Origin of the sequence: Janthinobacterium sp. Mn2066 (genome assembly GCF_049319705.1) — a bacterium.
Taxonomy (GTDB): domain Bacteria; phylum Pseudomonadota; class Gammaproteobacteria; order Burkholderiales; family Burkholderiaceae_D; genus Janthinobacterium.
On the sequence record NZ_JBMOUF010000001.1, the window covers coordinates 540,077 to 553,434 of the forward strand.

General features: G+C 58.5%; 11 protein-coding genes. All 11 read right to left on the reverse strand.

The features are described 5' to 3' along the window. Positions 1-33: 33 nt before the first annotated feature. Positions 34-1,254, reverse strand: coding sequence for a bifunctional phosphopantothenoylcysteine decarboxylase/phosphopantothenate--cysteine ligase CoaBC (gene coaBC / locus ACL9RI_RS02350; RefSeq protein ID WP_422724981.1), 1,221 nt, complete (start codon positions 1,252-1,254; stop codon positions 34-36). Positions 1,255-1,270: 16 nt separating this feature from the next. Continuing rightward, complete coding sequence (lspA, locus tag ACL9RI_RS02355) at positions 1,271-1,774, reverse strand: signal peptidase II (protein WP_422724982.1); 504 nt, start codon at positions 1,772-1,774, stop codon at positions 1,271-1,273. 85 nt (positions 1,775-1,859) lie between these two features. Continuing rightward, complete coding sequence (gene ileS / locus ACL9RI_RS02360) at positions 1,860-4,760, reverse strand: isoleucine--tRNA ligase (protein WP_422724983.1); 2,901 nt, start codon at positions 4,758-4,760, stop codon at positions 1,860-1,862. Between the two features lie 72 nt (positions 4,761-4,832). Further along, positions 4,833-5,804, reverse strand: coding sequence for a bifunctional riboflavin kinase/FAD synthetase (locus ACL9RI_RS02365; protein WP_422724984.1), 972 nt, complete (start codon positions 5,802-5,804; stop codon positions 4,833-4,835). A gap of 174 nt (positions 5,805-5,978) precedes the next feature. Continuing rightward, complete coding sequence (locus tag ACL9RI_RS02370; RefSeq protein ID WP_422724985.1) at positions 5,979-7,190, reverse strand: tetratricopeptide repeat protein; 1,212 nt, start codon at positions 7,188-7,190, stop codon at positions 5,979-5,981. Between the two features lie 78 nt (positions 7,191-7,268). Further along, complete coding sequence (locus ACL9RI_RS02375; protein WP_183675622.1) at positions 7,269-7,700, reverse strand: ExbD/TolR family protein; 432 nt, start codon at positions 7,698-7,700, stop codon at positions 7,269-7,271. A gap of 105 nt (positions 7,701-7,805) precedes the next feature. Beyond that, a complete protein-coding gene (locus tag ACL9RI_RS02380; RefSeq protein ID WP_422724986.1) occupies positions 7,806-8,231 on the reverse strand; it encodes an ExbD/TolR family protein in 426 nt (141 codons plus the stop codon). 5 nt (positions 8,232-8,236) lie between these two features. After that, a complete protein-coding gene (locus tag ACL9RI_RS02385; RefSeq protein ID WP_183742745.1) occupies positions 8,237-9,151 on the reverse strand; it encodes a MotA/TolQ/ExbB proton channel family protein in 915 nt (304 codons plus the stop codon). Positions 9,152-9,237: 86 nt separating this feature from the next. Then, the gene (locus ACL9RI_RS02390) at positions 9,238-9,894 is read right to left on the reverse strand and encodes an energy transducer TonB (protein WP_422724987.1); all 657 of its coding nucleotides are present in this window, start codon (positions 9,892-9,894) and stop codon (positions 9,238-9,240) included. Positions 9,895-10,431: 537 nt separating this feature from the next. Further along, positions 10,432-12,036: a SpoVR family protein gene (locus ACL9RI_RS02395; protein ID WP_422724988.1), complete on the reverse strand. Its 1,605-nt coding sequence runs from the start codon at positions 12,034-12,036 to the stop codon at positions 10,432-10,434. Then, the gene (locus tag ACL9RI_RS02400) at positions 12,033-13,304 is read right to left on the reverse strand and encodes a YeaH/YhbH family protein (protein ID WP_422724989.1); all 1,272 of its coding nucleotides are present in this window, start codon (positions 13,302-13,304) and stop codon (positions 12,033-12,035) included. Before ACL9RI_RS02400 ends, ACL9RI_RS02395 begins: the two co-directional genes overlap by 4 nt. Positions 13,305-13,358 lie beyond the last annotated feature (54 nt).

Sequence of the window (13,358 nt, forward strand, 5' to 3'; positions counted from 1 at the left end):
GATGTAAAGCAGATAAGGATTATTTGAACAGCGTTATTTAAGTAGCGAGATCCTGGCGATGCGCTTGGAAATTTCCGAAATCAGCTGGCGCGCCAGTTCCAGTTTCGAGGCGCGCGGCAGCACCGTGTGGCCATCTTCATCGAACAGGATGATGGTGTTGTCGTCCTGGCCGAAGGTGTTTTGGCCGATATTGCCGACCAGCAACGGAATGCCTTTTTTCTCGCGCTTGGTCGAACCGAATTCGACCAGGTTTTCCGATTCGGCGGCAAAGCCCACGCAGTACGGATAACCGGACAGGTTGGTGCGCGCCGCCACCGTGGCCAGGATGTCGGGGTTTTGCGCGAACTTCAGTTCGGGCACGGAGCCGTCGGCCTGTTTTTTCATTTTCTGGTCGCTGGCATTGAGCACGCGCCAGTCGGCCACGGCCGCCACGGCGATGAATACATGCTGGCCATCGACGTGGGACAGCACGGCGTCGTGCATCTGCTGCGCGCTTTGCACATCGATGCGGCGCACGCCGAATGGCGCATCCAAAGCCGTGGGGCCGGAAATGAGCAGCACTTCGGCGCCTGCCTCGCGCGCCGCGCGCGCCACTGCATAGCCCATCTTGCCCGACGACAGATTGGTGATGCCGCGCACCGGGTCGATCGCTTCAAACGTGGGGCCGGCCGTGACCAGCACGCGCTTGCCGGCCAGTAGTTTGGGCTGGAAGGCGGCGATCAGCTCGGCCAGCAGCTGCTCCGGTTCCAGCATGCGGCCCAGGCCCACTTCGCCGCAGGCCTGTTCGCCGGCTGCCGGGCCAAACAACTGGATGCCGTCGTCGCGCAGCTGCTGCACATTGCGCTGCGTGGCCGGGTTTTGCCACATTTCCACGTTCATGGCGGGCGCCACCAGCAGCGGCAAGTGGGCAGGGCGGGCCAGGCACAGGGTCGACAGCAGGTCGTCGCACACGCCATGCGCCAGCTTGCGCATGAAATCGGCCGAACATGGCGCGATCAGGATGGCGTCCGCATGGCGCGTCAGGTCGATATGCGCCATGTTGTTATCGATGCGCGCATCCCACTGGCTGGTATGCACGGGGTGGCCGGACAGCGCCTGCATCGTCACGGCCGTGATGAAGTGGCTGGCCGCATCCGTCATCACCACTTGCACCGAAGCGCCGGCGCGGGTCAGCGCGCGGCACAGTTCGGCCGCCTTGTAGCAGGCGACGCCGCCCGAGAGTCCCAGGACGATTTTTTTGCCGGACAATTCCATGCTGTTCTCCCGCTGATTACTTGTTTACCCGGCGCAGTTCATCGATGATGAACAGGGCCGCGCCGATGCAGATGGCGCTGTCGGCGATATTGAAAGCCGGGAAATGGCCCCAGCTTTTCCAGTGAAAATCGAGGAAATCGACCACGTGGCCGTAGAACAGGCGGTCGATGGCGTTGCCCAGTGCGCCGCCGAGGATCAGCGACAGGGCCCAGCAAAACATGCGCTGGCCGGCGTGCTTTTTCAGCAGGTAGATGATGTAGCCGGCCGCCGCCAGGGCGATGGCGGTGAAGAAGTAGCGTTGCCAGCCGCCCTGGTCGGACAGGAAACTGAAGGCGGCGCCCTTGTTATAGGCCAGCACCAGGTTGAAATACGAGGTGATGACCATTTCCTGCGCATAGCTGAAGGTGCGCTGTATCGTGATCTTGGTGATCTGGTCGAACAGGATGACGATGGCGGCGATGCCCAGCCAGGGGATCAGGGACGATTTTGGTTTCGATGAAAAACGGTTTTTGGTGGCCATATTTTTCCAGGGAAGGTGAAGCCGCCGCTGCCGGGGTGGTGGCAGCGGCGGGTGGTAGCGGTACGGGCGTCAAACCCGCGCCGTTTTAAGCGTAGCGGCGTTTTTCACCGGCGCCAAACAGGTTGCTGACGCAGCGGCCGCACAGGGTCGGATGGGCGGCATCCGTGCCCACGTCGCTGCGGTAGTGCCAGCAGCGCTCGCATTTCGGCGCCGTCGACGCGGCCACGACCACTTCTTCGGCGGCTTCGTCGGCTACTTCAGCGACCGTCGCCTGCGAGGTGATGAAGACGAATTTCAGGTCGTCGCCCAGGGTCGTGAGCAGCTTGTACTTCATCGGCGCGGCCTTGATCGTCAGTTCTGCCTGCAAGGACGAACCGATGGCGCCCGAGGTACGCAAGTCTTCCAGCTGCTTCGTCACGTCCGTGCGCACGGCGCGCAGGGCCGTGTATTTTTCCAGCAGCGCGTCGGCGTCGGCCACGGCCGGCAACTGCCACCAGGTTTGCGTGAAGATGGTTTCATCGCTGGCGGCATACGCTTCGGCGCCGGCAAACACGGCCCATGCTTCTTCTGCCGTAAACGACAGGGCAGGGGCCATCAGGCGCAGCAGGCTTTGCGTGATGTGCCACAGGGCCGTTTGCGCGGAGCGGCGGGCGCTGGACGTCAGTCCCGTGGTGTACAGGCGGTCTTTCAGGATGTCCAGGTAAAAGCCGCCCAGGTCTTCCGAGCAGTAGGTCTGCAGTTTCGACACGACCGGGTGGAACTCGTAGTTCGTGTAGTTCTTCTCGATCTGCTCCTGTAGTGTAGCCATGTTGGCGATCGCATAGCGGTCGATCTCGAACAGCTCGGCCACCGGCACGGCGTCGGTGGCTGGATTGAAGTCCGAGGTATTGGCCAGCAGGAAGCGCAGGGTATTGCGGATGCGGCGATACGATTCCGTCACGCGTTTCAGGATTTCGTCGGAGATCGACAGCTCGCCCGTGTAGTCGGTCGAGGCGATCCACAGGCGCAGGATGTCGGCGCCCAGGGTATCGGAGATTTTTTGCGGCGCCAGGGTGTTGCCGAGCGACTTGGACATTTTCTTGCCTTCGCCATCGACCGTGAAGCCGTGCGTCAGCAGCGCCTTGTACGGCGGATGGCCGTTCAGCATCGACGATACCAGCAGGGACGAATGGAACCAGCCGCGATGCTGGTCCGAGCCTTCCAGGTACAGGTCGGCCGGGAATTGCAGTTGCGTCGCGTGCGAACCCTTGGCTTGCGGGCCGCCCAGCACGGTCTGGTGCGTGGCGCCGGAATCGAACCACACGTCCAGCGTGTCCTTGTTCTTGGCGTAGATGGCCGCCTCGTCGCCGATCAGGTCAGCCAGGTCCAGCGTTTGCCACGCTTCGATGCCGTCTTTTTCGATCAGCTTGGCCACTTGTTCCAGCAGTTCCGGCGTGCGCGGATGCAGGTCGCCGGTTTCCTTGTGCACGATGAAGGCCATCGGCACGCCCCACTGGCGCTGGCGCGACAACGTCCAGTCGGGACGGTTGGCGATCATGCCGTGCAGGCGCGCCTGGCCCCAGTCCGGGAAGAACTGGGTGTCGGCGATGCCTTGCAGGGCCGTTTCGCGCAGGGTCGCGCCGCCATCTTTGGGCGTCACGTCCATGCCGGCAAACCACTGCGACGTGGCGCGGTAGATGATCGGCGTTTTATGGCGCCAGCAGTGCATATAGCTGTGGTCGAACATCTTCACTTCGAACAGCGCGCCCGCCTCTTTCAAGGCGTTGCAGATCGGTTTCGAGGCTTCCCAGATGCTCATGCCGCCGAACAGCGGCAGGGTCGAGGCGAATTTGCCATCGCCCATCACCGGCTTGATGAAATCGTCATCCTTCATGCCATGCGCCTTGCACGACAAGAAGTCGTCCAGGCCGTAGGCTGGCGCCGAGTGGACTACGCCGGTACCGGCTTCGGTGGTCACGTATTCAGCCAGGTACAGCGGCGACAGGCGGTCATAGAAAGCGTCGCTGGCATGCAGCGGGTGTCGGAAGTTGATGCCGGCCAGGGCGGCGCCGTCGCAAGTGGCGATGGTCGTGCCTTCGAGCTTGAAGCGCGCCAGGCTGGCCACCACCAGGTCTTGCGCCAGGATCAGCAGCAAAGGCTGGCCATCGCGCTCGGCTTTCACCAGTGCGTACTTGATTTCAGGGTGCACGTTCAGCGCCTGGTTCGACGGGATGGTCCACGGGGTGGTGGTCCAGATGACGATGAAACCGTTATCCGTCGGCAGCGATGGCAGGCCAAAGGCGGCCGCCAGTTTTTCAGGCTCGGCGAACTTGAAGCCGACGTCGATCGCCGGATCGCGTTTTTCCGCGTATTCCACTTCCGCCTCGGCCAAGGCCGACTGGCAGTCGAAGCACCAGTTGACCGGTTTCAGGCCGCGGTAGACATAGCCTTTTTCCAGCAGCTTGCCCAGCGCGCGCAATTCGTCCGCTTCATTGCCGTGCGCCATGGTCAGATAAGGGTTGTCCCACTCGCCCAGCACGCCCAGGCGGATAAAATCTTTCTTTTGGCGCTCGACCTGCACATTGGCGTAGGCGCGGGCTTTTTCCAGCACTTCGGCCGTCGGCAGGTTCTTGCCGTGCAGTTTTTCGATCTGGATCTCGATCGGCATGCCGTGGCAATCCCAGCCCGGCACATACGGTGCATCGAAACCGGCCAGCGAGCGCGACTTGACGACCATGTCCTTCAGGATCTTGTTGACGGCGTGGCCCAGGTGGATGTCGCCGTTGGCATACGGCGGACCGTCATGCAGGATGAATTTTGGACGGCCGGCTGCAGCCTTGCGCACGCGCTCATAAATTTTCTTGTCTTGCCATTGCTGTACCCACAATGGCTCGCGCTTGGCCATGTCGCCGCGCATCGGAAACGGGGTTTCCGTCATATTGACTGGGTACTTGCTTTCAGGCTTCTTGTTTTGCTTGGGCGTGGCTGGCTTGTTTTGGTCGGACATAATCTTCTTTATTTGTATTGATGGTTTGCGGCGGCGTGAGCCGCCATGCGGCGAATGCGAAGTGGGCCGGGATCAAATTCGGTCGGTGGCGGTAATGGCGCCGCTGCGCTGCTCAAAATAGGCGCGTGCCTGATTCGAGTCGCGCTGGATGGCGGCCGTCAGGGTGGGCAAGTCGTGGTATTTCTCTTCGTCGCGCAGTTTTTCCAGGAATTCCACGCGCACCAGCTTGCCGTAGCAGGACTGGGCGAAGTCAAACAGATGCACTTCCAGCAAGACGCGGCCGCTGTCATCGACAGTGGGGCGCACGCCCAGGCTGGCGACGGCCGGCAGTGGCTGTGGCCCCAGGCCATGCACTTGCACGATAAAAATGCCGGACAGGGCAGGGCGGTGCGCCACGCGCAGGTTCAGGGTGGGAAAACCCAGGGTGCGTCCCAGCTTCTGGCCATGGATCACATGGCCGGAAATCGCGTAGGGATGGCCCAGCAGCTGTTGCGCCAGGGTAAAGTCGCCCTCGGCCAGCGCCAGGCGCACGGCCGACGAGGAGATGCGCGTGCTGCCATTCATCACGGTTGGCAGGGTTTCGACGTGGAAACCATATTTGCGGCCGGCTTCTTGCAACATGGCAACATCGCCGGCGCGCCGGGCGCCATAGCAAAAGTCGTCGCCGACCATCAGCCATTTCACGTGCAAGCCGTCGACCAGCACTTTTTCCGTGAATTCCTGCGGCGTCAACGCGGCGAACTGGCTGCTGAAATGCTCGACGATGACACGGTCGATACCGGCATCGTCCAGGGATTGCAGCTTGTCGCGCAGGTTGGCGATGCGTTGTGGGGCTTTCGACAGGTCGCCAGCGCGCTGCGCAAAGAACTCGCGCGGGTGGGGTTCGAACGTCATCACGGCCGCTTCCAGGCCGAGTTCGGTCGCCGCCGTGCGCACGCGCGCCAGCAAGGCTTGATGACCGATATGGACACCGTCAAAATTGCCGATGGTCAGCGCGCAAGGCGCGCGTGCCTGGGCATTGGGAAGTCCGCGGAATACCTTCATAGGAATCTGATGAAAAACTGTGCCAAATGGGGGATTATACGGACTGTTTCAGGGATGCACAGCCGCCAAGGCTGGCAGAGCACTTATTTCACCCCTGAAATGGTAAAAAAGCGTTGCCAGCACGAGGGCCGGCAACGCTTTCAGACTTTTACGCCACGATAGGCGTAGTGCTGATTACTTGAGCATTAAAGACCAGTAGCGGGCCAGGTCGGCATTGCCGTCCGTGCCTTTGACGGCTTTCAGGGCGGTCAAAGCGTTGGCTTTCTTGCCAGCAACGCCGTAAGCGATGCCCAGGTGCAATTGCGCTTCATCCTGGTACTTGGCGGTACCCATCTTCACGGCCTGGTTCATCAGGTCCAGGCCCTTGTCGGCCTGGCCTTCATACACCAGTGCAAAGCCCAGTTTGCTCAGGCTGTCGGCATCTTTCAGCTTGATGAAGTCCGCTTCCGACTTGGCGCCGTTGGCTTTCAGGTCCGCTTCGGTTTTCACTGCCAGGTCTTTCAGGCGCTGGTGGCGTGGCGCATCGGCGCCGGTGCCCAGGATGCCTTTTTTGTAGCCTTGGTCGATGATTTTCAGGGCTTCGCCAGGATTGCCTGCTTGCAGGGCCAGCTGGCTCAGTTCCATGTATTCGGAAGCCTTGGTGAACAGGCCGTTGGCCAGGCGCAGACGCTGTACGTCCAGGCCCAGGCGTTGCGAGAAGCCAGGCTTGCCGGAAACGCGGTTCAGCAGGTCAGCCCAGTAGCTAGGTTTTGGATAGCTGGCAGCCAGTTTTTCCAGGGTTGCCACGTAGCCAGCCTTGTCGTTTTGCTTCAACTGGATATTGGCCAGCATTTGCAGGCTGCTTTCCGAGTTGCCACCGCGTGCTTGTAGTTCTTTCGCCGCTGCCGGGTAGTTGCCGCTGACGTAGTAAGTCTGGATCAGCAGTTCGCGCATTTGTGGATCTTCCTTGTCTTTCAAGGAACGGTTGATCCAGGTAATGGCGTTAGGCCAGTCCTTGGCGCGGTAGTACATGCCGGCCAGGGCTTGTGTGAATTTTGGGGCTTCGGCGGCGCTCAGGCGGCCGGAATTGATGACGGCTTCGAACGCCTTGATAGCCGTAGGGTTATCGCCGGCAGCCGCAGCGGCCGAAGCGCGCACGCGTTCGATCTGGTAGCTTTCAAAGGCGGTTTTGCCGCCGACGCTGTCTGCTTCGCGCAGTTTGGCCAGCGCTTCCTTGTTTTTTCCGCTACTAGCAAGTTTTTGTGCTTCTTGCAGTGGTTTGCCCACTTCGGCACGCACGGTGTCCGCGGCGTATGCCAGCGAGCCCAGGCCGATTACGGGAGTTGCTGCGGTAAAACCGATAGCGGCCATGACGAGGCCGAGATGAGCGAGACGAAACTTGGACATGAGAAAGTCTTTCAGTAAAAAGCGAATAGGCAGGAAGTCCTGCCTATTCGGATGTTAATAGAACCTGATTGCTGCAGCTTACTGGAATTGCTCGTTGCCGACCAGACCGATTTTGGTCACGCCCAGACGCTGTGCCGAAGCCATCACACCAGCGACGACCTTGTATTCAGCCAGCTTGTTCGGACGCAGATGCACTTCCGGCTGGTCCGCTTGCGCGGCAACGTTGCTCAGTTTGGCTTCCAGCGAGGCACGATCAGGAACGACCTGATTGTCCCACAAGACCGTGCCGTCAAAATCGACATCGATCGTGACGACCACTGGCGGCGCTGTCGGTGGCGGAGGATTGCCGACCGGCATGTTCAAGTTCACCGAGTGGTTTTGTTTAGGAATTGTGATGATCAACATGATAATCAGCACCAGCATCACGTCGATGAGGGGCGTCATATTCAGTTCCATCATTGGTTCCGGATCCGCGTTAGGCGAACTACCCGAACCGACATTCATACTCATAGTATTTCCTTTAAGAAGTCCAACGAAGTGCCGGGCGATACAACCGCCCGGCAAGCTCCCGGCACTGGCACCCCGATATTGCCAGGATGCCATGCTCAGTCGCTATCAGCCTTTGTCAGGTGGTTCGGTGATGAAGCCGACCTTCTGGATACCGGCACGTTGGGTCGTGAAAATAACCCGGCCGATCGATTCGTAGCGTGCTTCCTGGTCGCCACGAACATGTACTTCCGGCTGCGGTATTTTCACTGCTTCAACTTTAAGATAATCGAACAGTTCGTTCGTATCTTTCAGTCTTTTCTGGCCCAGGTAAATCTCACCATCTTTGTTGATAACGATGTTGACATTCTCAGGCTTGCTTTGTAAGGCTTGGTTGGCCTCGATCGGCAGATCGATTTTCTGCAATTTGAGGACAACCGGACTGGTGATCAGGAAGATGATCAGCAAAACCAACATGATGTCGACGAGCGGCGTCGTGTTGATTTCTGACATCACGTGATCTTCTCCGCTATCGGAGCCGACGGACATCGACATGATTCTTACCCGATCTTTTTAGCGCCGGCTGCGCGGCCAGCTTCGCTGGTCGACATTGCGCCGGAGATCAGTACCGAGTGAACGTCGGCGCTGAACGAGCGTACATCTTCCATTGCGGTTTTGTTACGACGAACCAGCCAGTTGTAACCCAGAACGGCAGGAACAGCGACCAGCAGACCGAAAGCGGTCATGATCAGTGCTTCACCAACTGGACCTGCAACTTTATCGATCGAAGCGTTACCGGTCATGCCGATGTTGGTCAGCGCGCCGTAAATACCCCAAACGGTACCGAACAGACCAATAAACGGTGCGGTCGAACCAACGGTTGCCAGGAACGACAGGCCATCTTGCAGACGCGATTGAACTTTGTCCGAAGCGCGCTGGATCGACATCGTCACCCAGGTCGACAGGTCGATTTGTTCCAGCAGGGCGCCGTCATGGTGAGCCGTTGCCTTGGTGCCCGATTCAGCGATGAAGCGGAATGGCGAGCCTTCTGCCAGGGTTGCCGAACCAGCAGCGATCGAAGGTGCTTTCCAGAATTTGGCAGCGGTTTCTTTCGCTTGCTTGAAGATCTTCATTTGATCCAGCAGTTTGGTGATGATGATGTACCAGCTGCCGATCGACATGATGGCCAGGATGATCAGGGTAGCGCGTGGAACGAAGCCGCCGTCCCAGACTGCCGACAGGCCGAACGGGTTGTGCACTTCTTCGGTTTTGGCTGGAGCTGCTGCGTCGGCTGCTGGTGCTGCTGCGTCAGCCGCTGGTGCTGCTGGTGCTGCTGCAGCATCTGCCGCTGGAGCCGAAGCTGCTGCCGATGCTGGCGCGTCAGCGAATGCTGGTGCTGCTACCAGAGCGGTCGTAGCGGTGACGGACAACAGAACCGCGGCAAAAAATGCGGACAAACGGGTATTCTTAAACATGCTTCCTCCAAAATTAAAAATAACAGATCGCTGAACGTAATGACAACGAAATCACAGTGTGAGACAGGGGATAACTGCCTCGGGTTTTAATCCAGCGACCAAACGTATTGCATTTGCTGCCAGCCTTGTTCCGGCTTGCCGTCGACTGTTGCCGGCTTGAATGTGCAGCGGCTGATACCTTGTACTGCTGCACGATCCAAATCTCTGAAGCCGCTCGATTTCACGACCTTAGAATCTGCCACTTTGCCATCCACACCGATCAGGAACGACAGTGTCACCACACCGGTTTCCTCATTGCGCTGCGACGACTTCGGATACTGCGGTTTTTCGCAGACGCTGAAGTCAACCACGGCCGGTGTACGTACCGATTTGGCTGGTCCAGGAGTTGGCGCTGGCGGTGCAGGCGGTGCTGGCGGTGCCAATACATTGGTGGCTGGCTTCACAGCAGTAGTGTTCGCAATCACGTTCTGTTGCGGCGGCGGCTGCTGCACGTTCACCTCGACTGGCGGGATGAATGGCGGCGGTGGCGCCTTCATCTCTGGCGGCGGTGGTGGCGGTGGAAGATCCTGCGGAGGAGGCGGTTTGACTTCCTCGATAATCTTGGTTTCAACCGGTTCCATCATTTTGGTGACTAACCGCTTGCCCAACCCCGTCGCGATCCCGTAAGCCGCGAGAACGTGCAGCAGGACAACGATAGTGATGCCTGTGTAGTTCTTGGGACTTTTCTCGTTCGAAAAATTCATGCCTGCTTTCTCCAAATACCATCTCTGTCTTGCAACTGAACCCCAAAATGACGACACAAAGCTCCAGCCGTATCCGGGACGTCGCCGAATTATACATACGAATTCTTTATTTTACACAGATTTTTAACGCCTAAAACCGGTTAAATTTTTGACGCTTTTGTGCCCTGAAAACGTACTTGCTTATGCCATCTTTGCACGCTTTCGGACATAAAAAAAGGCGGTCTTATCGGTTTTTTACAGCCTCTGTGGACTAACACTGAGAAGTTCTCCGATGCGTCGATATTGCGGAATTATATTTCGCCATATCCAATATGGAAACTGTTAAATTTGGATAGAATTCTTTCTTTTTGATAACATTTTTCTACGGAACCAGACCACTTACGGTTTGCACTGCACCAAATGGGTGCGATTAGCGGGCCCGGCAGGCAAAAAAAAGGCGGCTGGGCGCAGGTCCGCGCAGCCGCCCAGCCATATTTATTTCTTATGTACTTATTCAATAGGCATGCATATAAGAAAACAAAATGGTTTGCGCCATCATCAGACACGTATCGCAGGGTCGTCGCGCCGGTTGCGTTTCTCGCGCCGGCAGTTCAAGGTGCCCGTGACCGTCCCCTGCGGATCGACCGTATCGAGGTGCACATCGAAGCCCCACAGGCGGGCCACGTGCTTGAGCACTTCATTGGCCTGCTGATTCAGGGGGCGGCGCTGGAACTGGGTATGGCGCAAAGTTAATGCCCGGTCATCGCGCGTGTTGACGGACCACACTTGTATATTAGGTTCGCGGTTGCCCAGGTTGTATTGCTCAGCCAGTTGCTGGCGCACATAACGGTAGCCGGCATCGTCGTGGATGGCCGAAATGGCCAGTTTTTCATTCTTGTCATCATCGAGCACGGCAAAGAAGTGAAATTCGCGTATCAGTCGGGGCGACAGGTATTGGGCGATAAAGCTTTCATCCTTGAAATTGCGCATGGCAAAGTCCAGGCTCTTGCGCCAGTCGCTGCCGGCCAGCTCGGGAAACCAGGCGCGGTCTTCGTCGGTGGGATGTTCGCAGATACGGCGGATATCGCTCATCATGGCAAACCCCAGCGCATACGGATTGATGCCGTTGTAATAAGGACTGTCGATCGGCGGCTGGTACACCACGTTGGTGTGGCTTTTGAGGAATTCCATCATGAAGCCATCGCCGACCACGCCTTCATCGTACAGCTGGTTCAATATCGTGTAGTGCCAGAAGGTGGCCCAGCCTTCATTCATGACCTGGGTTTGCCGCTGCGGATAAAAATACTGGGAAATCTTGCGCACGATGCGGACCATTTCGCGTTCCCACGGTTCCAGCAGCGGCGCGTATTTTTCAATGAAGTACAGCAGGTTTTCTTCGGGTTCGGGGGGGAAGCGGGGTACGGCCTTGCGCTGGTCGCCGTCGTCATCGTCTTCTTCGCGGCGCGGCAGGGTACGCCACAGCTGGTTGATCTGCGATTGCACGTATTGCTCGCGCTCTTTCTGGCGCGCATATTCCTTGGCCATCGACAGCTTGGCCGGCCGCTTGTAGCGGTCCACGCCATAGTTCTGGATCGCATGGCACGAGTCGAGCAGCAATTCCACCGCTTCCACGCCGTGGCGCTGTTCGCATTCACTAATATAGTTCTTGGCAAACACCATGTAATCGATGATGGCGTCCGCATCGGTCCAGGCGCGGAACAGATAGTTGCCTTTGAAGAAAGAATTATGCCCATACGCCGCATGCGCGATCACCAGCGACTGCATGGTCAGGCTGTTTTCTTCCATTAAATAGGCGATGCACGGGTTCGAGTTGATGACGATCTCGTAAGCCAGGCCCATCTGTCCCCGCTTGTAGCTTTTCTCGGTGGACAAAAAATGCTTGCCGAAAGACCAATGGTTGTACGAGACGGGCATGCCGACCGAGGTGTAGGCATCCATCATTTGCTCGGCCGTAATGATTTCCAGCTGGTTCGGATAGGTATCCAGGCCGAACTGCTGGGCGACCCGGCGGATTTCTTCGTGGATTTGTTCGATCAGCTCGAACGTCCATTCCGATTGCTCGGGCAAGGCATTGGCATGGCGCAGGCGCACGAAGGGCTCGCCCGGGGTGTTGCTGGCGCGGTCAAAGGCTGCACTCATCATTTCACCTGTTTTTTGAACAGTTCGCGGAAGACCGGGTAGATATCGGCCGGCGTGACGATCTTTTGCATGGCGAAATGGGCGTGATGCTCGAGCACGCCCGCGTATTGTTCCCACAGGTTTTGCTGCGGGCCGTCGGTGATCTCGACATAGGTGTAATACTGCACCTTGGGCATGATGGTGTTGATCAGCAATTGCCGGCACAACACGGAATCGTTGTCCCAGTTGTCGCCGTCCGACGCTTGCGCCACATAGCTGTTCCATTGCCCGGCGCCATAACGTTCATCTATTATAGTGTTGAGCAAATTGAGCGCCGACGACACCACCGTGCCGCCCGATTCGCGCGAATTGAAGAACTCGTGTTCGTTGACTTCCGAGGCGGCTGTATGGTGGCGGATGAAAACCACCTCGATCTTGTCGTAGGCACGCTTGAGAAACAGGTACAGCAGGATGAAAAAGCGCTTGGCCGTATCCTTGCGCGATTCGTCCATCGAACCGGAGACGTCCATGATGCAAAACATCACCGCCTGCGTCATCGGTTTGGGCACCTTGATGCGGTTGCTGTAGCGCAAGTCGAACGGGTCGATGAACGGGATCGCCAGCAAGCGCGTGTGCAGATGGTGGATCTGGCGGCGCAGTTCGGCCACCAGCGGGTCGTTTTCCGGCGCGCCTTCGTGCAACAGGGTGGCCAAATCCTCTTCGGCTTGCGCCAACTGCTTGCGGGCGCCGCCGCCGACGGCGATGCGCCGGCCCAGCGCGCCGCGCAGGGAACGCAGCACGTGGATATTCGATGGCGTGCCCGACATATTGTAGCCGGCGCGCTGGTTCTTGAATTCGGTGGTGGCCGTCAGCTGGGTTTTCACCATATGCGGCAATTCCAGGTCTTCAAAGAAGTAATTCATGAATTCTTCGCGCGACAGCTCGAAGATGAAATCGTCTTCCGTGGTTTCTTCGCTATTGCCCGCCTTGCCCCGGCCGCCGCCGCCACCGCCGCCTTTGGGGCGCGCGATCTGGTCGCCCTTCAGGTATTCCTTGTTGCCTGGGTTGACGATTTCCCACACGCCGCCATGCGCGTGGCCAAATGAGGGTTCGCCCACGTCCTTGACGGGGATGCTGACCTTTTCGCCATTTTCAACGTCCGTGATCGAGCGCCCCTTGATGGCGCGCCCCACGGCATCCTTGATCTGGCCCTTGTAACGCCGCAAGAAGCGCTCGCGGTTGACGGCGGACTTGTTCTTGCTCTGCAAGCGCCTGTCGATGAGGTAAGTCAAAGGGTGCCTCCTTAGCTCTGGTCTTGCGCGGCCCCGCCATGCAGGGCCGCGCCC